The organism is Mesorhizobium sp. P2_D1 (assembly GCF_056404455.1).
The window spans coordinates 90,737-109,347 of sequence record NZ_JBFUDZ010000013.1; the positions used below are offsets into that span (position 1 = coordinate 90,737).

Annotated in this window: 18 protein-coding genes; 4 read left to right on the plus strand and 14 right to left on the minus strand. The window is 63.7% G+C overall.

Annotation, left to right across the window (positions count from 1 at the left end):
- Positions 1-197: 197 nt before the first annotated feature.
- Positions 198-638 (minus strand): hypothetical protein, encoded by a 441-nt coding sequence (locus AC1D0I_RS12440; protein ID WP_477395380.1) that lies wholly within the window; start codon positions 636-638, stop codon positions 198-200.
- Between the two features lie 151 nt (positions 639-789).
- Complete coding sequence (locus tag AC1D0I_RS12445; RefSeq protein WP_477395382.1) at positions 790-2,769, minus strand: BTAD domain-containing putative transcriptional regulator; 1,980 nt, start codon at positions 2,767-2,769, stop codon at positions 790-792.
- Positions 2,770-2,993: 224 nt separating this feature from the next.
- Here AC1D0I_RS12445 and AC1D0I_RS12450 point away from each other — a divergent pair, with 224 nt between their 5' ends.
- Both AC1D0I_RS12450 and AC1D0I_RS12455 read left to right on the plus strand, forming a co-directional pair.
- Positions 2,994-3,992 carry a DMT family transporter gene (locus AC1D0I_RS12450; protein ID WP_477395384.1) on the plus strand — a complete coding sequence of 333 codons (999 nt, stop codon included), beginning with the start codon at positions 2,994-2,996 and terminating at the stop codon, positions 3,990-3,992.
- Positions 3,993-4,128: 136 nt separating this feature from the next.
- Positions 4,129-4,908, plus strand: a complete 780-nt coding sequence (locus AC1D0I_RS12455) for a DUF1194 domain-containing protein (RefSeq protein WP_477395435.1) — start codon at positions 4,129-4,131, stop codon at positions 4,906-4,908.
- Between the two features lie 58 nt (positions 4,909-4,966).
- Here the strand turns inward: AC1D0I_RS12455 and AC1D0I_RS12460 are convergent, their stop codons facing one another.
- From AC1D0I_RS12460 to flhA, 3 genes are read right to left on the minus strand one after another with little or no spacing between them, the layout of a single operon-like run.
- Positions 4,967-5,350: a hypothetical protein gene (locus tag AC1D0I_RS12460; RefSeq protein WP_095084534.1), complete on the minus strand. Its 384-nt coding sequence runs from the start codon at positions 5,348-5,350 to the stop codon at positions 4,967-4,969.
- Between the two features lie 2 nt (positions 5,351-5,352).
- Positions 5,353-6,105 (minus strand): flagellar biosynthetic protein FliR, encoded by a 753-nt coding sequence (gene fliR / locus AC1D0I_RS12465; protein ID WP_477228041.1) that lies wholly within the window; start codon positions 6,103-6,105, stop codon positions 5,353-5,355.
- Positions 6,102-8,189 (minus strand): flagellar biosynthesis protein FlhA, encoded by a 2,088-nt coding sequence (gene flhA, locus AC1D0I_RS12470; protein ID WP_184876557.1) that lies wholly within the window; start codon positions 8,187-8,189, stop codon positions 6,102-6,104. Before flhA ends, fliR begins: the two co-directional genes overlap by 4 nt.
- A 122-nt stretch (positions 8,190-8,311) precedes the next feature.
- On the opposite strand from flhA, the gene AC1D0I_RS12475 reads away from it, so the two are divergent.
- A complete protein-coding gene (locus AC1D0I_RS12475; RefSeq protein ID WP_477395386.1) occupies positions 8,312-8,611 on the plus strand; it encodes a putative quinol monooxygenase in 300 nt (99 codons plus the stop codon).
- Between the two features lie 176 nt (positions 8,612-8,787).
- Positions 8,788-10,569 (plus strand): chloride channel protein, encoded by a 1,782-nt coding sequence (locus tag AC1D0I_RS12480; protein ID WP_477395388.1) that lies wholly within the window; start codon positions 8,788-8,790, stop codon positions 10,567-10,569.
- Between the two features lie 26 nt (positions 10,570-10,595).
- On the opposite strand, the gene AC1D0I_RS12485 is transcribed toward AC1D0I_RS12480, so the two are convergent.
- From AC1D0I_RS12485 to AC1D0I_RS12525, 9 genes are all read right to left on the minus strand, one after another.
- Entirely contained in the window at positions 10,596-12,239 is a 1,644-nt protein-coding gene (locus tag AC1D0I_RS12485) for an MFS transporter (RefSeq protein WP_477395390.1), read from the minus strand.
- A 210-nt stretch (positions 12,240-12,449) separates the two neighbouring features.
- Complete coding sequence (fliQ, locus tag AC1D0I_RS12490; protein ID WP_095084529.1) at positions 12,450-12,716, minus strand: flagellar biosynthesis protein FliQ; 267 nt, start codon at positions 12,714-12,716, stop codon at positions 12,450-12,452.
- Positions 12,717-12,738: 22 nt separating this feature from the next.
- A complete protein-coding gene (gene flgD / locus AC1D0I_RS12495; protein ID WP_095084528.1) occupies positions 12,739-13,146 on the minus strand; it encodes a flagellar hook assembly protein FlgD in 408 nt (135 codons plus the stop codon).
- Complete coding sequence (gene flbT / locus AC1D0I_RS12500; RefSeq protein ID WP_457150816.1) at positions 13,146-13,589, minus strand: flagellar biosynthesis repressor FlbT; 444 nt, start codon at positions 13,587-13,589, stop codon at positions 13,146-13,148. The genes flgD and flbT overlap by 1 nt, the downstream gene beginning before the upstream one ends.
- Positions 13,586-13,933: a flagellar biosynthesis regulator FlaF gene (gene flaF, locus AC1D0I_RS12505; protein WP_477228045.1), complete on the minus strand. Its 348-nt coding sequence runs from the start codon at positions 13,931-13,933 to the stop codon at positions 13,586-13,588. The genes flbT and flaF overlap by 4 nt, the downstream gene beginning before the upstream one ends.
- A 31-nt stretch (positions 13,934-13,964) precedes the next feature.
- Positions 13,965-15,008: a flagellar hook-associated family protein gene (locus AC1D0I_RS12510; RefSeq protein ID WP_477285971.1), complete on the minus strand. Its 1,044-nt coding sequence runs from the start codon at positions 15,006-15,008 to the stop codon at positions 13,965-13,967.
- 3 nt (positions 15,009-15,011) lie between these two features.
- Positions 15,012-16,466 (minus strand): flagellar hook-associated protein FlgK, encoded by a 1,455-nt coding sequence (flgK, locus tag AC1D0I_RS12515; protein ID WP_477395392.1) that lies wholly within the window; start codon positions 16,464-16,466, stop codon positions 15,012-15,014.
- Positions 16,467-16,493: 27 nt separating this feature from the next.
- Positions 16,494-17,750, minus strand: coding sequence for a flagellar hook protein FlgE (locus AC1D0I_RS12520; RefSeq protein WP_477395394.1), 1,257 nt, complete (start codon positions 17,748-17,750; stop codon positions 16,494-16,496).
- 100 nt (positions 17,751-17,850) lie between these two features.
- The gene (locus AC1D0I_RS12525; RefSeq protein ID WP_111547800.1) at positions 17,851-18,519 is read right to left on the minus strand and encodes a response regulator transcription factor; all 669 of its coding nucleotides are present in this window, start codon (positions 18,517-18,519) and stop codon (positions 17,851-17,853) included.
- Positions 18,520-18,611 lie beyond the last annotated feature (92 nt).

The window sequence follows — 18,611 nt, forward strand, 5'->3', positions numbered from 1 at the left end:
TTGCGCGGCGGGCATGGGTGGAACGCAGGCATGTTTCTTGGTCCCGTCGCCAACTGCGGACATCGCCAAGCCACCATTCGGACGTCGCGTTTTTGGCCGAAAGCGGAACGTCGGCTTCCTAAATGGCATGGCTAGAAAGCCTACCGTTGTATGCAGCATAGTGGACCGACCGCAGGGACGCCGAACGGAGCGACGTCCTACTTCACCGTAATGGCCATACCGCTGAGATCGGCATTGACCTGCATGCCTACCTGCTTGCCGGTGAGCTCGAGTTGGGCGCCCTTGTCGTTGGTCATGACGATCACCTGGGCCCCTTTGCCGAGCGCACCGCCACCGCCCGCCGCCCCATAGACCCCCGTGACATCCCGGACGCGGCGAATGTGGCGAACGGTACCTTGGAAGTAGGTCTTGGAAACCCCGAAGGCGAGGCCGCCCGAGATGCCGCCGACAGAGACGGGATAGCGGCGGCCGTGGAATGTCAGCGTGCCTTCGCCACCAGAGCCACCCACAAAGAAGGCAGCCTTGTAGACGGAGAAGCGGATCGTGCCGCTGTCGGCATGCGCGGCGCTGGCAAGGCTTACGCCCGCAGTGGCGATGACTGCAAAGGCGGCTGAACGAAACGTGGACGACATGTTCATGATGAGAACTCCTTAAGATCGCCGCTTACCCATCGGGCACGTCAGCGTCGTATCAGAGGTGAACAGTCTGGCCCGTCATTTGTTCCAAGCACGCGGACTGAATCCGGCTGCGAGATGGCCGCCACGATCCCGGTCGCGTAGCCAGGTTCCACTAGGAAGCAGGAAGGCCAGCCCTCGACAGCATTTCAAGGAATCTCGCGTGATGATGATCCTTCACATAGCGTGGCACAAAGCCGGGGCAGACATTACCGAGATTGAGATGAGGAAGCTGTGACAGGCAATGATGGATGGCCCGTGTCGCTTCTTCGTTGTTTCCGGTTGCCGAAGCGGCCGCGGCCCAATAAAGGGCGCCACGAACGAAGCCCGGCTTTGTCCTGACCACTTTGCGAGCGACTTCGAGCGCCCGCCGGTCGTCTCCGCCGGCGAACAGTGCCACAGCCAGGCCATGGTGACGCCAGAAGTCGATGACGTCATACGTGCCGAGCCGGATTGCCTCGTTGGCCTCACGCACTGCTTCACTTACCTGTCCGCGCAACGCAAAGAGCATCGAAATATCGCCGTGGCCACTCGGATAGCTTGGGTTGAGGCTGATCGCATGTTGGCATTCGGCGATCGCCTCGTCGATTCGGCCGGAACTTTCGAGAGCGAATGACAGGATGCAGCGGGCAATTTCGTCGTCGGGCACTGCCCGTACCGCTGCTTCCGCAAGCTCAACCGCACGCTCGATCTGCCCTGGCTCGCGAGGCAGCGCGCCAAACGCCACGCCCATGGAAATTACAATCGAAAGCGTCCGCTGTGCACGGGCGTTGTCGTGGCCCATCGAAACCGCCTTCTCGGCAAGCTCTATCCCGACCAACAGTGAGTCCCGGGTCATCTCAAAATACTTCATCAGAGCTTCGTTCACCAACCTGCGCACTTCAGGGGCGCCCGGCGGGCTCTTGTCGCGAACCTTCCAGTTGGTCAGTTGAAGTTCGAGGATCACAGCCAGCACAACCGACTGTGCGATCCGGTCCTGGAATTCGAGCGCGTTCTCCGAGTGGCCGTCGAACTTCTGGGCCCAGACATTATGGCCGCTGCCAGCATCGACAAGCTGGACGTTCACCCTCAGCCCGTTGCCGGATCGCTGGATGCTGCCGCTGAGCATGTATCGCGCCCGGAGCATTCCGGGCGTTTGGGATTCATCGCCGCTCTTGTCCTTGGACGGAAGCGCGGAGAGCACGACATAGTCGGCCACCTCGGAGAGGGCCGTGGTTATGTCCTGGACGAGCCCCCTGGCGAAAAAGTCGTCGCCTCGCTTTCCGGTCAGGTTGACGAAGTCGGCAACGCTGATGGAGGGGCGCCCAGGGCGCTGGCCGGCCGGAGCACCATTTGCCGGTTGCAGATTTGACGTCGTGTCGGCGGCAGATAGCAGGGATTGCCAAAGCGCCCGCGTCTCAGGGCTGGTTTCAACGCCGAACTCCTTCTTCAGAATGCTCCTGCAAGCCTCATATGTCCTTATCGCCCTGTCGCGCTGGCCACACGCGGCGAGCAATTCCATCTTGAGCCGATAGGACTCCTCCCGCGTCGGTTCCATGGCCAGAACTCGATCCGCCAGGGCGAGTCCGGCCTCTGTGTCCACGAGGCGGGCGAGTTTTTCGAAGGACTCAAGCGCGCGGCCCAGCAGCCTGTCGCGTTCAGCCGCCGCCCAGTCGTCGAAAGCGTTGCTCCCCAGATAAACCCCATCAAGAAATGGTCCGGTGTAGTGCGCCAGAGCCGTCTCGAGTTCCGGCGCGGAACGCGCGGAGAGCCCGGATTCAAACTCCTCGACGTCAACTCGAACCGCATCCGGCCTGAGGCCGATCAACTCCCTCCGGGAATGCACGATATCCACACCCGCCCGTGATAGATCACGGCGTAGAACGCTGAGGGTTTGCCGCAGGCTGTTGCGCGAGTGTTCGCTGTCGCTATCGCCCCATAGCAGATCAGCCAGTCTTTCCCTTGTCGCCGCCATGCCCGGGCAGCGGGCCAGATAGGCAATGATCGCGGGGCCCCGCTTCCCGGTCAACCAGAGTGGACCGACAGTTTCCTTTTCAATCCGGAAGCCGCCGAAGAGTGAGATTTTGCTTGCGGCGACGCTGTCCTCACTTTGCATTTTCTTAAAAGCTTCCCAGCCTGACGAAATCCTAACTCAAAACTAACGCTTCGCAACCGGTAGAACCACGCATTCAAGCGCTCCTGTGACGGCAGATCAATTAAGGCATCGCTTAAGTAGGGGCACCTGAACGAAACACCGGTCGTAGCGGACCGAACCGGGCGCCCTGAAGTGGCTGGAGCCATCGCAAACCGCGACGGGCTTTAGTCCGAGGGATGCGGTGTATGTCCAAGCTTAGGGCCAATTTGCTGCTGCTGTTTGCCGCTGCTCTATGGGGCTTGGGCAATGTCGCGCAAAAGACAGTGCTTGTTCATCTCGACGCGCTGAGTGCCGTCGGCCTGCGTTGCCTGATCGGTGGGCTGCTGGTGCTGCCCTTTGTCTTGACCGAAAGGCGACTGCCTGCCGGGCCGGGCCATTTCTCCAGCCTGGCCAGGGTGGGTGCGCTGTTTGCCATCTCCATCACGCTTCAGCAGCTTTGCTATCTCGGCGCCACTGTCACAAATGCAAGCTTCCTGGTGAGCACCGCAACTGTGATGACACCACTGGCCGCCTGGCTGCTCATCGGCGAACGTCCGACAGCGAGTCTTGCAGCCGCCGCCGGGCTGACCATGGTCGGTGCTCTGCTTTTGTCCGGCGGGTTCGCCAGTCTCAGCAGCGGCGATCTCACCGCCATCCTGTCGGCTGCCTGCTATGCGCTCTGGATGGTCGAGCTCGGCCGGCACATGCAGACCCATGCGCGGCCGTTCACCGCGGCGGCGACACAGTTCCTCGGCGCCGCCGCCTTCGCCCTGCCGCTCGGGGCAATGCAAGGCAACCTTTCACTGGCCGCGGCATTTGCAGCCGGCCCGGAACTGGCGGTCCTCGGCGTGTTCTCCACCGCGATCGCTTTCGGCATACAGATTGCCGCACAGCGCTTTACCTCCGCTAGCCATGCCGCCGTGATCGTCAGTGCCGAAAGCGTCTTCGGGGCTCTAGGCGCGGCGATCTTGCTCGGTGAGCGGAACTCACCCGCAGGCGCACTGGGCGCCGCGATCATTCTCGGTGCGATCCTGTCCGTCGCAATGTCGAACCGAACGCCGCGGGCGCGCGCGCCCCTGCTGACCGGCCCGATTCCGCCCTTCCACGTGGCCCCTGCCTTTGCCGCGGCGCCTGCGGCCTGGGCGGGCCATCGTCCCGCTGCCAATTCAGATCCAATGGAGGAACGTGATGAGCCTTGCCGGTGATGCGAACGTGTTGCCAAGCGGACCGCCACTCAGCACAGGGCCCATGGTCTCGGTCGGCGGCCGGACCTGTCGCGAGGGCACTGTAATGGTGGCGCTGGCAAGCTTTCTGGCGCGAGTGATACGCAGCGGCATTCTGATGCCGACGGTCAGAGCGCTGGCAAAGCGGGCCAGCTCATATTTGAGACTGGCGGGAACGCTTGTCGCCTCGGTGTTTTGGGGGCTGCAGGCACATGCCGCCAATGTTGATGTTGCTGTCGTATTCGCAGTCGATTACTCGTCTTCGATTGATCCGGAGATTGCTGACCTGCAGCGGGAGGGACATGCCGCAGCGCTCACTTCGCCCGAGATCATCGCGGCCATCACCCGAAATTATGTTGGGTGCATCGGCGTGGCCTACTTTGAATGGTCGAGCCCCGGGCACACACGCATGGTGCTGCCATGGACAAGCATCTGCGGGCTGGAAGATGCCAAGGCGGCTGCGTCGGTGATCAACAAGAGAGGCGATACCGGCAATATTCGCAGAGGACGAAGCGGAACATCCGTTTCCTCGGCCATCGACGTCGGAAGTCTTCTGCTCGACCAGTTTCCTGGAAAGGCGGCCAAGAAAGTGATCGACATCTCTTCCAATGGTGAGAACAATGACGGGCTTCCTGTTCAGCCGAGCAGGCTGAACGCCCTTGCCAAGGGATACACGATCAACGCGATCGCCATTCCAACGGAAGATGAGAATCCCGACCAACCATTGGCATCCTATTTTGCCAAATTCGTCATTGGCGGATCCCAAGCTTTTGTCATAACGCCGAAGGGGCCAAACGACTACACTATGGCTCTTCGCCGCAAGCTGGTCACTGAAGTTAGTATGAACGACGACCGGCAATTCCCGCAGCAGGCGGATGGGCGCTCTTCGCAACCGTAATTCCGGACATTGAGAGGATTAGTCTGGCAGATTTGGGCCAACTATCAGCACCCCGGCACTACTCTGCGCTCCGCTTCTGCGCGATCAGGTCGAGGCGCTCGCGGTCGGAGCGTTCGCGCTCGTCGCGGTTGCGCACGTCCTTGTAGGCGCGTTCGACCATGTTGGTGCGGGCGGTTGCCGCGGCGATGAGGCTGGCTTCCTGCCTGGCGCTTTCGAGGCTCGCCTCCTGGCGCCCGACCGCGCTGGCAATGCGGCGATGGTAGAGATCGGGAAACACGCCGGAGAGGGAATCGGCCCGGTCGAAATGCCCGACCAAATCCCGGGCTTCGGTCTCGGCGGCGCCGGCCGCGGCAAGGAAGGTGGCGTGACGGGTTTCGTGCAGCGCCTTCAGCTGCTCCTGCACCTTGACCAGTTTCTTCAGGCGGTCCCTGCGCGTGCTCATGGCTATCGTGCCAATGTCAGGTCGACAAAGCCGGCGACGAACAGCGAGAGCATGGTGCCGACGGCAAAGTAGAAGATGATCATGCCGCCGGCGATGATGAAGGGCTGCGAGATGAAATAGATCGGGATCTGCGGGGTCAGCTTGTTGACGAAGCCGATCGTCAGATTGACGAGAATGGCATAAGCGACAAACGGACTGCCGAGGCGGATGACCAGGAAGAACGTGTCCGATACCGTGTCGGTGACATCGACGAGCGCGGCCTGCGGGTTGAAGAAGATGTTGACCGGCGCCACCGTGTAGGAGGTCACCAGTGCGCGCACGATCTCATGGTCGAAATCGAAGACGAACAGCATCAACAGGGCCGAGAACGAGATGATGGCGGCAAGGGCGGCCTGCGGCTCGGGCTCCTCGATCGCCGGTCCGCCGGTGCCGCCATAGCCGATCAGCATGGCGATGGCCGAGCCCATGAAGCGCAAGGCTTCCATGTAAAGCCTGGTCATGGCGCCGATCAGCCCACCGACCAGGAGTTCCGAGATGATCATCGGCACCAGGATTTGCGGGCGCGGATCGACGAAGGGAAAGATGCGATCCCACAGGAAAGCGAGCAGGCCGCCGGTGGCAGCGACCGCCACGAACAGCCTGACTTGGACCGGGACGCGGGCGCTGGACAGGCCGGGCATCAGCATGAAGCACGCGCCGATGCGGCAGAAGGCGAGGAACGCCGCGATGACGACGCCTTGCGAGAGAACGCTCACGATATGGTCCCGAGCACCCTGATCTCGACACCCTTGGCGATTTCGACGTGGCTGAGCACCGGCAGCGTGGTGAACAGCCGCTCGATGATCATGCGCACATAGGGGCGGGCGTCGGGCGCGGTGACCAGCACGAAGCGCTCGCCGGCTTCCAGATGTTTCTTGATCGCCTTGGTCGCGTCCTGGCCGAATTCTTCCAGCTGGCGCGGATCGATGTCGAACTCGCGCACCTCGCCCTTGGCGTCGCGCTTGAGGCTCTGGTGAAAGGCGAGGTCCCAGCGATTGCCGAGGCGCAGCACCTTGAGCACGCCGCCCTCGGAGAGGTCGCCGCAGATCTGCTGCGCCATGCGGATGCGGACATGCTCGACGATCTGCTCGGTACGGCGCACATGTGGCGCGATCTCGGCGATCGCCTCGATGATCAGATGCAGATTGCGGATCGAGACCCGTTCGGCAAGCAGCAGCTTCAGCACCGCCTGCAGGCCGGGATAGGAGATGTGCGTGGTGCAGATCTCGTCGGCGAGCTTGCGGTATTCCTGGTCCTGCCGTTCGAGCAGCGCCTTCATATCCTTGTAGGACAGAAGCTGCGGCAGGTTGTTGCGGATGACCTCGGAGAGATGGGTGAGCAGCACCGACATGTTATCTGCGAAGGTGTAGTTCTCGCGCTTCAGGTCCTCAGCGAAGGTTTCGACCACGGAATAGGCGCGCATGCCGAAGGCCGGCTCGCGGATTTCCTCGCCCGGTATTTCGGGAATGTCGCGGTTGCCGAGCAGCACCATGATCTCGCCGACGCGCATCTGGTATTCGGCCACCACGGTGCCGTGCACCTTGATCTGATAGCTCTTCGGCGGGATGGCGAAATCGTCGGCAACCCGCACTTCCGGCACGACGAAGCCGTATTGCGTGGCGAATTTCTTGCGCATCTTGGACATGCGGAAAACCAGTTCCTGATGCGAAACCAGCAGCCGCGTCGACAGCTGCTTGCCGATCAGCAGCTCGATCTCGGCGGTGGCGAGCGACGCCTTGACCGAGTTCTTCTCCTCTTCGACCTTGGTCGCCTTCTCCTGGTCCTTGATCGCTTCGGCGGCGGCGACGGCGCGGTTGTGGCGCATCGGGATGATGTAGCCGAGGCCGGCCATGCCGGCGGCCAGCGCAAAAAACGGAAACAGCGGCAGACCGGGCATCAGGCCGAGCAGCACCAGCAGCGATGCCGCTACGTAGAGCGCGCGCGGATGGGCGCCGAGCTGGCCGAACACCGCCTGGTTGGTCGAACCGCGCGTGCCGCCCTTGGACACCAAAAGGCCGGCGGCCAAGGAAACGATCAGCGCCGGGATCTGGGTGACGAGGCCGTCGCCGACGGACAGCTTGATGAACACGTCGGCGGCTTCGCCCATGCCCATGCCGTGCCTGATATAGCCAATGGCGATGCCGCCGACGATGTTGATGGCGGTGATGATGAGGCCGGCGATGGCGTCGCCGCGGACGAATTTCGAGGCGCCGTCCATCGAGCCGAAGAAGGAGGATTCTTCCTCCAGTTCGCGGCGGCGCAGCTGCGCCGTCTTGTCGTCGATCATGCCGGCGGAGAGGTCGGCGTCGATCGACATCTGCTTGCCGGGGATGGCGTCGAGGGTGAAGCGGGCGCCGACTTCGGCGATACGGGTGGCGCCCTTGGTAATGACGATGAAGTTCACCACGATGAGGATCATGAAGACGATGAGGCCGATGACGAAGTCGCTGGCCATCACCAGCTTGGAGAAGCCGGCGATGACATAGCCGGCCGCGTGCGTGCCTTCATTGCCATGCGACAGGATCATGCGTGTGGTGGCGATGTTGAGCGACAGCCGCAGCATGGTTGCGATGAGCAGCACGGTCGGGAACGACGAGAAATCGAGCGGTCGCTGGATCCACAGCGCCACCATCAGGATCAGCACCGAAAGGGCGATCGAGAAGGCGAGGCCGATGTCGATGAGAAAGGCCGGGATCGGCAGGAACAGCACGGCCAGGATGATGACGATGCCGATGGCGAAGAAGACGTCGCGGCCGTTCTTGGCCACTGCGCCGGGCTGGATGCTTTCGCTGATCGCCATGTCGTCCCCAAAAATGCCAAGCCTGCCAGCGCGGCAGCCTTGTGAGCCTAACCGGCCAAGCTTGCGCGAGGGTGGGAGACTGGCTACTGGGCTCTCGACCGCCGCCTCCAAAAGGAAATCCCATGCTTCTGATTATCGGCACCATCCGCTTGCCGCCGGAAAAGCTCGGGGAGGCGAAGCCCGCGATGGAGCGTATGGCCTCAGCCAGCCGCGCCGAGCCCGGTTGCCTCGAATATTCCTATGCGCAGGACGTGTTCGATGCCGGGCTCATCCGGGTCACGGAGGTCTGGAGCGACAGGGCAGTGCTCGACGCACATTTCCGCTCGCCGCACCTTGCAGACTGGCGTGCAAGCTGGCCGGCACTTGGCATTGGAGAGCGCAACCTCGTGCTCTATGAGGCCGGCGATCCCAAGCCGACCTGATCGATCTGTCAGCGGACGGCAGCCGTTCGCGTTCCAACAGAGCCAGCCGCGGCCGCGACCAGTCGCCCCATGCCACAATGGCGCCTTGTCTGTCGCCAATGTGGTTGCCATGCCGTGTCGCCGGGCGTATCAGGCGGGCTTTCCACTGCCTCTTCCGATATCGGCGAGCCGCCCCGGTGCTTTCCAGAAACCACAGCGAAGTCTACGCCCGCCGGCTGCGCTCGGTGCTGATCAGATCGGTGCCGCTGCTCGAGGCGCGCGGCATCGCCGTGGTTATCCTGGCCGGTGTCGTCGGGGTGATGGCAGGCATCCTTGTCACGGCGATGAGCCAAATCGTGCAGGACCTGCACGGGCTGCTGTTCGGCGTTCAGCCCGGTGGCCGGCTTTCCGGCATGTTCTCGCTCGCCAACCCGATGCAGGCGCTGATACCGGCGATCGGCGGCATCCTGCTTGGGCTGACGGTGATCTGGCTCAGAGTGCGCAAATTCCGCACGCCGATCGACCCGATCGAGGCCAACGCGCTCTATGGCGGGCGCATGTCGCTCACCGACACCTTCATCATCGCCGGCCAGACGATGATTTCCAGCGGTTTCGGCGCCTCGGTCGGGCTGGAAGCCGGCTACACGCAGGTCGGGTCCGGCCTTGCGTCGCGGCTGGCTGGCATCTTCCGGCTGCGCCGCAACGATGTCCGCATCCTGGTCGGCTGTGGTGCCGCCGGCGCCATCGCCGCCGCCTTCGATGCGCCACTGACGGGCGCCTTCTATGGTTTTGAACTGGTCATCGGCATCTATTCGGTCGCCAATGTCGCGCCTGTCATGACCGCCGCGATCTCAGCCTCGCTGACGGCGGAAGTGTTTGGCGGCGTGCCGTTTCCGCTCGAGCTTTCGGGCCTGCCGGCGCTGACCGCCAGCCAGTACGTGCCGTTCCTGCTGCTCGGCCTGCTCGGCGGTGCGGCCTCGATCGCCATCATGCATCTGGTGACGCTCATCGAACGCGGTTTTGCCAGGCTGTCGATCGATGCGTCGCTGCGCCCCGTCATTGGCGGTGTCATTGTCGGGCTGCTCGGCCTCATCACGCCGCAAGTCCTGTCCAGCGGCCACGGCGCGCTGCATCGCGAATTCGCGATGAACTACGGTCTGGCCGTGGTGGCCAGCGTCTTCGTGTTGAAACTGGCGGCTTCCGCCATCTCCTTGGGCTCGGGCTTTCGCGGCGGGCTGTTCTTCGCCTCGCTGTTCCTCGGCGCGCTGCTTGGCAAGGCGTTTGCCGGTGTGATGGCGCTGGTCTCGCCGGCCACCGGCATCGATCCCGCTGTTGCCGCCGTCGTCGGCATGACGTCGCTCGCCGTTGGCGTCGTCGGCGGCCCGCTGACGATGACCTTCCTGGCGCTGGAATCGACCCGCGACCTGACGCTGACCGGTGTCGTGCTGGCGGCTTCGATCATGTCGGCGATCCTGGTGCGCGAGACCTTCGGCTACTCCTTCTCGACATGGCGCTTCCATCTGCGCGGCGAGACCATCCGCAGCGCCCACGACGTCGGCTGGATGCGCAGCCTCACCGTCGGCTCGATGATGCGCAAGGACATCAAGACCATCCATGCCTCGACGACGCTGGCGGCCTTCCGCAGTCAAGTGCCGCTCGGTTCGGCCCAGCGCATCATTGCCGTCGACGCGGGCGATCACTATGTCGGCGTGCTGATCGTAGCCGAGCTGCACAGCGATCCTTCCGATGGCGAGGTGGCGGTGCGCGATCTTGCCAAGTACAAGGACGCCGTGCTGGTGCCGAGCATGAACGTGCAGTCCGCCGCCGAGACCTTCCAGCGCGCCGGCGCTGAAGAGCTCGCCGTGGTCGAGGATTTCGCTGACCGCATCGTGCTGGGACTGTTGACCGAAGGCCATCTGATGCGGCGCTATGCCGAGGAACTCGACAAGGCGCGCAGGGACCTGTCGGGCGAAGGTTAGTGCATGTCGCCCAACGGTGGCCCCGGTTAGTGCTCGATCGGTCCCTTGGCCATCACGAGCGCGGTGCCCGCGGTCGTCGGGCGCTCGATCATGCGGCGCACGCGCGGCAGCTCGTCGCCGCTGTGCAGCGCCCGCAAGCGGTCGCCGATGATGGCGTCGGCGTGGGTGATGCGTCCATTGTGGCGCACATATTCGAGCCAGGTCGGCGTATGATAGTGCTCGATCCAGATCGCCGGATTTTCAAGGTCGCGCGCCAGCGTCCAGTTGCGGGCGCCGTCACGGCGGCGGATGCGGCCGCGTTCGGCCATGGTGGCGAGGAACTCCGGCACGTCGTCGTCGCGGATGATGTATTCGATCATGATGGCGATCGGACCGCTGCGCGGCTTCAGGTCGAGCGCAAGGTGCGGCTCCTTGAAGCGGTTGAGTGGATCGAGATTGAGCACCTGCTGCTGCGGCAGCGGCAGCAACAAGCCGATGGCGCCGCCGGCCAGCATGGCGATGCTGGCCGCGATCAGCGCGGTTTCGGCGCCATGCGCATCGGCGACGACGCCCCAGATCCAGCTGCCGAGCGCGATGCCGCCGAAGGTGGCGGTCTGATAGACCGACAGCACCCGGCCGACCACCCAGCGCGGTGTCGCCATCTGCACGGTGACGTTGAAATGCGAAAGGGCGATCACCCAGCAGGCACCGCCGACGAGCAGGCCGAGCGACGTCTGCCAGGCGTGATGGCTGACGGCGGCATTGAAGGCGCAGGCGGCAAAGCCGGCGAAGGCTGAGCGCACCATCGTCTCGCTGGACAGCAGCTGCCGTAGCCGCACGCTGATCAGCGCGCCGCCGACCGCGCCGATGCCGAAAGCGCCGAGCATGATGCCGTAGGTCAGGGCATCGCCCTTGACGACATCGCGCGCCACCAGCGGCAAGAGCGCCAGCACCGCGCCGGCGCTGAAGCCGAAAGCGGCGCCCCTGACAAGCACTTTGCCGATGTTGGGCGACATGGCGACGTAGCGCAGGCCGGCACCCATGGCCGCGCCCAGCGATTCGCGCGGCAAGGTCGAGACCGGCAGGTCGGGCTTCCAGCGCGCCAGCACGACGATCAGGCCGATATAGCTCACTGCGTTGGCCGCAAAGGCCGCCGCCGCACCCGCGGCGGCGACGATGATGCCGCCGATCGCCGGGCCGACGCTGCGGGTCAGGTTGAAGCCCATCGAGTTGAGCGCGACGGCGGCCGGCACCTTGTTGCGGGGCACGATATCGCCGACGGAGGCCTGCCAGGACGGGCTGTTGAGCGCCGTGCCGCTGTCGATCAGGAAGGTGAAGGCCAGCAGCGTCCACGGCGTCATCAGGCCGGCATAGGTGAACAGGGTCAAAAGCACGGAGACGACCAGCATGAAGGTCTGGGCGACCAGCATCACCTTGCGCCGGTCGAAACTGTCGGCGATGGCGCCGGCGACGAGCGCAAACAGCATGATCGGCAAGGTGGTCGAAGCCTGGACCAAGGCCACCTGATAGGACGAGGTGGCGATCGTCGTCATCATCCAGGCGGCGCCGACGCCCTGGATCAGGCCACCGAAATTCGAGACAAGACTTGCGGCCCATACGGCGCGGAAAATGCCGTGCCGGAAGGGCGCCAGCGCCGAAACGCTCTCGCTTTTCGGCTTTTCGTCAATCATCGGTGGGTCCCTGCCATGTCGTGCCTGCTCGTCAGACGATCCGTTTGCTCAGATCATTTGCCGAAAGTAGGGCATGGCGGTTGAAAGGGCGAACACCTTTCGAAAAAGGTCATGGTCCAACAATGGGATAGAGGCGGTCCACGTCTCCATCCGCAGCGGTCGCGGATCCCGATGGTTCGGCACGGACCGGCGCGGCTTTCGTCGACTTGCTCAGAATCCGTTCTGGATGCGCTCGAAGATGACGTTGGTGAAGGCCGATATCTGGCTGCCGATGAAGGGGCCGGTCAGCGCCACCACCAGCATGATGGCGACGATCTTGGGCACGAAGGTCAAGGTGATCTCCTGGACCTGCGTCAGCGCCTGGATGAGGGCGATGCCGATGCCGACCGCCATGGCGACCAGCACCACCGGGGCAGACGCGGTAAGCACCGTCCACACCGCGTACTGGACGATGTCGAGAGCGTCGGCCTCGTTCATGGGACTGGCCCTGCCGGAAGCGTCAGCTCGCTGCCTTGATCGAGACGCCCGGGCCGACCGCGACCTCGGTGCCGTTCTGCAGCACGGCGATGAGGCCGCTGCTGGCGAGGCGCACCGACGCCACCGTGCCCGTCGTCTTGCCGTCGGCGGAGGTTATCGAGCGCCCGATCAGCGCATCGGCCTGCGACAGCGCCGACGACGACATGATCTGGTCGAGCTTGGTGTTGGTCTGCACCGATTGTTCGACCTGCGAGAAGGTGGCGAGCTGGGCGACATACTGCGTTGAATCCATCGGCTTGGTCGGATCCTGGTTCTTCATCTCGGCGATCAGAAGCTTCAGGAACGACTGGTAGTCGACCGCTGTCTTCGAGGTCTGCTGGCTGGCCTGGTTGGCGCCAGTCGGTATCGTCGTCGTCATGTCCACGTTCATCAGTATCGTGCTCCCACAGCCAACGGGCGCGCGGCACCCGGAACATAGTCGTTGTCGCCAAGCGCGCGGCGTTCGAGCGGATAGAGCGCGCGGATGGCCTTCAGCGCCTCGTAGATATGATCCTCGCCGACCATGCGGTCGATCTGTTTCAGTCCAGCGCAGATCTGGGCGTCCTCGAAGCTTGCCAGCAGCAGCGGCAGCGAACGCCGGAACATGTCGCGCGCCTCGGCCGCGCCGGCCGGATTCATCAGCATGACCTGCAGGATGAAATACAGCTGCTTGAGCGGCGTCGAGGCGTCTTCGGCCTGGATCACATGGCTTTCGAGCAGGAACTGCACGTCGTTCATCAATTCGACGGTGACCTTGCGGTCGACGCGAATGACGGCGCCGTTGATGTAGATCTTCTCGTTCGGCTTCAGCGATATCTTCAACGTGTTGGTCATTGAATGCCGTCCCTGATGATCTGGGACACCTCGATCAGCCCTTCGAAATTGTTGGTGCGGCCCTGGCGAATGTCCTCTGCCTCGCGCAGCAGCCACAGGCCGATGGAGATGAGGTTGGCGCGCAGTTCCTTGGGCAGGGCGTTGTCGCTGGAGCCGAGATCTTCGACGAAGGCGGTCCAGACGCGGTTGGTGAAATGGAGCGCCTCGACCGCTTCCATCGAGCCGAGGCCGGCGGCGGCCGCCGCCGACAGCATGTCGATCGAACGGGTCAGGAGCTCCCGCTCGCGGTCCTTGGCGTCGGCGACGGAGGTGCTCTGGATATCGGCGTAGGAGAATTGGTACATCGGTGGGGCTCTACCGTTCCGTTAAGCGTTATCAGGTCAGGTAATTCAACAGGCTGAGCTGCTGCAGGCGCGCGGTCAATGCAAAGGACGTTTCGATGTGCTGCGTCAGATCGGCAACCCGGGTCGCGGCCTCGGCCGGATCGACGCCTTCCAGATCGAGAATGTGCCGTTCGAAAAGGTCGACCTGCGTTTTCATGCGGTCGTTCGCATCGGAAACCCGCTTCTGGACGATGCCGGTCTCGGACTGAATCTGGCCAATGCCGCTCAGCGCTTCGCCGACCAGTGCGGTGGAGCGGCTGACAACCTTGTTTTTCGCGGCCTGGCTGATGTTGCTGGACATCAGGCTGGAGACCATGGCCGCCGCCATGGCGAGCTTCTGAATGCCAGCGCTGTTGGCGCTGGTCGAGGTTGGCGTGGTTTCGTTGAGGGCGATGCGGCTGACGATCTGCTGGTCGGTGGCGTTCGACCAGTTGCCTTGCCAGCCCGGGCCCATGAATTGCGGCACGACGTCGTTGGTGATGAAGTCGTCCATCTGGGTGGCGGTGATATTGGCCGCCGCCGGGTCATCCTGGGTGAAGCCGAAATTGGCGACGAAGGCGGCATCGAAGGCCGCCTTGGCGGGCGAGCCGGCGGCGGTGAAGTCGTTGATCGGCTTGACGTCGGTGTTGGTGCCGGCAAACAGGTACTCGCCGTTGACGCTGGTGTTGAGGATCGAGGTCAACTGCTGGATGGTCGCCTTGCCCGAGGCTTGGGTGAGACTGTTGGAAGAATCGCTCGATGACGCGGTGGTCAGGGCGGACAGAAAGGACTGCGCCGCGGTCGAGAGCTGGCTAAGCGAGGTCTGCGTCGAAGACAAGCGGGAGCCGACCAGGCCGTTGGAGTCGATGATGACGTTGAGGCGGTCGAGATCGCGCGAGAAGGTGACGGACTGCGCGGTGCGCGCTCCGAGAGCCAGGCCGACATCGGCGACCCTGCCGGTCGAGGACTCTTTGGTGGCTTTGACAAGCTCCGCCTGCATGCGCATCTGCTGGGAGCGCATGGCGTTCGATATGGCGGCTGACGAGACTGAAGTCATGGATTATCCCACCGCGTTGAGCAAGGCCGTCATCATGTCGTCGACGGTTTTCATCATCCGGGCCGATGCCTGATAGGTGTGTTCGAGATCGAGCAGCAGGGACATTTCCTGGTCGACATTGACGCCGGTCGCGTTGGACAGCGCCTCGGCGCTACGCGATGCCAACGCTTCCTTGGCGTCGGAGGCGGTCGATGCCTGCTGGCGCACGCCCTCGAACCAGCCGATCGAATTGGCCGCGTAGTCGGAAACGCTTGACGTTGCCGAAACCCCGGCGGCCGGGTCGAAGGCCATCGGCTTGTCGAGCCGGTCGCCATAGGCGACCAGAAGGTCGGCATAGGAGGCGCCGCCGCCGGTGTTGGCGACATAGGCGGCACCATTGGCACCGCCATCGCGCAGCAGCGTCGGATTGCCCCCGGCGCTTGGGTCCATCGCCGCATTGACGCTGATCGATCCGGCAAGGCCGTTGACCAGCGTGCCCGCTGCCGGCACCGCCGGCGCACCGGACCAGGTGAACAGGCCGGCGGCATTGGGCAGCGCAGGCGCGGTTTCGGCAAAAGCCGTGATCAGGCCGCGCGCGGTTTCGTCGAGCTGGCTCTGCATGGTTGAGGCGACACTGTCGCGCAATTGCAGCAGGCCGGCGAGCTTGCCGCTGGCGCTGGTGTTGCCGCCGGCTCCCGCCGAGATCGGCACATTGTCGATATAGACCGCGTTGCCGGCGGCACCGGCGGTGTAGCCGGCCGACGGCGCGAAGCTGACTGTACGCGGAATGGTTTCGAACAGGGTCGTGCCGTCGCCAGTGGTGACGACCATGTCATTGTCGCCGCGCGTGAAGGTCGAGACCGGGATATAGTCCGAGATCTTCTTCAAAAGCGCGTCGCGCTGGTCGAGCGCATCGGAGACATCGGTGCCGGAACGGGTTCCGGAAATGACCGCGGTGTTGGCATCCTGGAACTGGCTGAGCAGCGAGTTGAGGTCGTCGACCGCGGTGGCGATCTGGCCGTCGGTCTGGGTGCGGAAATCCTGGATCGCCGTGGAGCCCTCGTTCAGGGATCGCACAACCTGCCTGGCGGCGTCGACGACGCTGGCGCCGAGGTTCTGGTTGGACGGCGAGGTGGCGTAGAGCTGCAGCGCCTGCTGCAGATTGCCGATCGCGGTCGAGGGCGAGGACGCATTGTCGACGCCATTGACCGATACCCCCAGCTGATCCATGCCGCTGTAGAGCGCGTTCTGGCCGCTCCAGGCCGACAGCGCGCTGAGGTTCTGGCGGAACAGCAGGTCGTTGGCGGCGCGCCGGATATCAACCGAACGCGCGCCCGGCGCCGTGCTTGTGACGACGGCCTGGCGGCGCGAATAGTCCGGATTGTCGGCGTCGGCGACATTGCGCGAGACGACGCTGGTCTGCCGCGCGGTGTTCATAAGCGCCGATTGGGCGATGCTCAGTGCAGTGGACAACGACATGCGGGTCTTTCACGGGCGGTGCCCGTTTTATCTCTTCAGGTTGACAAGGACGTCCATCAGATCGGAACCGGTCTGGAAGACTTTCGAATTGGCGGTGTAGCTGCGCTGTGCCGCGATCATGTTGGTCAGTTCTTCGGCGATATCGACGTTGGAATTCTCGAGTGCGCCGGAGATGATGGAGCCGGCCTTGCCCTCATTGGCAAAGCCGATACGGACCGCGCCGGATTCAGTGCCCTGTGCGTAGACGTTGCCGGGCAGCGCGTTGAGCTGGTCCGGGCTCTGCACGTCAGCCAGCGGGATCTTGTAGAGCGCCTTGGTGGAGCCGTCCTTGTACTGCGCCGAGATGGTGCCGTCCTTGCTGATCTGGATCTTGTCGATGGTGCTCGGTGCGTTGCCGTTCACCTGGGCATCRGAAACGGTGAATCCGGCGCCGAGCTGGGTCAATGCCGACAGGTCCAGCGAAAAGGCGGCGCCACCGGGCACCGTCAGGCCGACGCTGTTGACGGCGCCGGTGAGCTTGCCGGTGGTGGTGTCGAAGGTCAGGTTGGCCGAGCCCAATGCGCCGCCGGTGTAAGGGAACGACGTCCCGGCGGTGGCCTTCGACTGATCGAAGACCGCCACCTGCCAGGTGCCGGCGCCGGTGTTGGTGAAATAGACGTCGAGCAGCTTCTTGTTGCCGAGATTGTCGTAGGCGACCATCGAGGATTTCGACGTGTACTGCGCGCCCGCGGCGTTGGTGGTGGGCAGATTGCCGGCGGCGACCGGCGTCGCGCCTGCCGGCAGGTTGCCGCTGTAGGTACCCTGGGTGCTCGGCGTTGCCGTCATCCCCTGGTCGGAGATGAGCACCGGGGTCAGTCCCTCGAAGCCGTTCACTGTCGCCGCCGGCACGCCGTTGGCGTAGCTGTAGGCCATCAGCTGGAAGCCGGCCGCGTTGACCAGTCTGCCCTCGGCATCCGGTACGAAGGCGCCAGCTCGGGTCAGGAAAGGTGTTCCGCTTGGATCTTGAACGACGAAGAAACCGTCGCCGTTGACGGCGAGGTCGGAGACCGAGGTCGTGTATTGAAGCACGCCCGGATCGCTGACCGCCTGCCGGATCGTCGTGGTGACGCCGCCGGAATTGTAGGCGCCGCCGGTGCTCGGCATGACCAGCGACGAAAATTCAGCAGAGGATCGCTTGTAGCCGGTGGTGTCGGAATTGGCGATGTTGTCGGCCGTGGTGGACAGCCGGTTTGCCTGTGCATTCATGCCGGAAACGCCGGTTCGCATCATTCCGTAGAGGCTCATCGAAACGTCTCCCCRATGTGGATGCCGCTGGCTCCAATGCGGATGCCACTGGCTACGAGGCTACGCATCCTGTCTTGCGCGAGGCTGGCGCGGGGCTGCATCAGAAGACGAGCCGGTAGCCAAGGAAGCGTTTGGAATCGATCGGGTCGGTGCCCAGCTTCTCGCGCAGCTTCTTGCGCAATTTGCTGATGTGGCTTTCCACCACGTTCTCCTCGACCTCTTCGTCGAAGATGCCGTAGATGGCGTTGAAAACCTGGGTCTTGGTGACGCGGCGGCCGCGATTGCTGGCCAGATATTCGAGGATGCGGCGCTCGCGGCGCGGCAAGGGCAAAGGCTGGCCGTCGATCTCGGGGTCGCGGCCATCCATGAAGATGCGCATGGCGCCGATCTCGGTGTAGGCGACATCTTCCTGGGCGCGGCGGCGGATGGCGGTGATGCGGGCGAGGATCTCGCGGATGTGCACGGGCTTGCGAATGACGTCGTCGACGCCGCTCTCGAACAACCGCAGCGTGTTTTCCAGCGAGTGCTGTTCGCTCAAGGCGATGACCGGTGCGCCGGTGCGGTCGCGGATCTGACGGGGAGAGATCGAGCCTTCGCGGCAGTCGCCGATCAGGAAGGCTCGGACCGACCTCAGGTCGGTGTCCGCCGCTGAGCTTACCCACTCCCCGAACTCGCCCGGCGCGAAGCCTGCGCAGGCGACACCCTCACGGTCGAAAAGTGAATTGTATCCCTCTGTTACGAGCTCGCGCTCGTCAACGATTACAATCATCGGCCCGCCTCCGAATCAAATCATTTGCCCCGTGAGAAAAGGCGTATCCGCTGGCGAGAATCCTGAACAACCGTCATTTCTTGTAGCTAGTT

Excerpts from the sequence above, each read along its gene's own strand:
- AC1D0I_RS12440 (WP_477395380.1), bottom strand. The coding sequence starts at position 638 with ATGAACATGTCGTCCACGTTTCGTTCAGCCGCCTTTGCAGTCATCGCC.
- AC1D0I_RS12445 (WP_477395382.1), bottom strand. The coding sequence starts at position 2,769 with ATGCAAAGTGAGGACAGCGTCGCCGCAAGCAAAATCTCACTCTTCGGC.
- AC1D0I_RS12450 (WP_477395384.1), top strand. The coding sequence starts at position 2,994 with ATGTCCAAGCTTAGGGCCAATTTGCTGCTGCTGTTTGCCGCTGCTCTA.
- AC1D0I_RS12455 (WP_477395435.1), top strand. The coding sequence starts at position 4,129 with ATGCCGACGGTCAGAGCGCTGGCAAAGCGGGCCAGCTCATATTTGAGA.
- AC1D0I_RS12460 (WP_095084534.1), bottom strand. The coding sequence starts at position 5,350 with ATGAGCACGCGCAGGGACCGCCTGAAGAAACTGGTCAAGGTGCAGGAG.
- flhA (WP_184876557.1), bottom strand. The coding sequence starts at position 8,189 with ATGGCGATCAGCGAAAGCATCCAGCCCGGCGCAGTGGCCAAGAACGGC.
- AC1D0I_RS12475 (WP_477395386.1), top strand. The coding sequence starts at position 8,312 with ATGCTTCTGATTATCGGCACCATCCGCTTGCCGCCGGAAAAGCTCGGG.
- AC1D0I_RS12485 (WP_477395390.1), bottom strand. The coding sequence starts at position 12,239 with ATGATTGACGAAAAGCCGAAAAGCGAGAGCGTTTCGGCGCTGGCGCCC.
- fliQ (WP_095084529.1), bottom strand. The coding sequence starts at position 12,716 with ATGAACGAGGCCGACGCTCTCGACATCGTCCAGTACGCGGTGTGGACG.
- flgD (WP_095084528.1), bottom strand. The coding sequence starts at position 13,146 with ATGAACGTGGACATGACGACGACGATACCGACTGGCGCCAACCAGGCC.
- flbT (WP_457150816.1), bottom strand. The coding sequence starts at position 13,589 with ATGACCAACACGTTGAAGATATCGCTGAAGCCGAACGAGAAGATCTAC.
- flaF (WP_477228045.1), bottom strand. The coding sequence starts at position 13,933 with ATGTACCAATTCTCCTACGCCGATATCCAGAGCACCTCCGTCGCCGAC.
- AC1D0I_RS12510 (WP_477285971.1), bottom strand. The coding sequence starts at position 15,008 with ATGACTTCAGTCTCGTCAGCCGCCATATCGAACGCCATGCGCTCCCAG.
- flgK (WP_477395392.1), bottom strand. The coding sequence starts at position 16,466 with ATGTCGTTGTCCACTGCACTGAGCATCGCCCAATCGGCGCTTATGAAC.
- AC1D0I_RS12525 (WP_111547800.1), bottom strand. The coding sequence starts at position 18,519 with ATGATTGTAATCGTTGACGAGCGCGAGCTCGTAACAGAGGGATACAAT.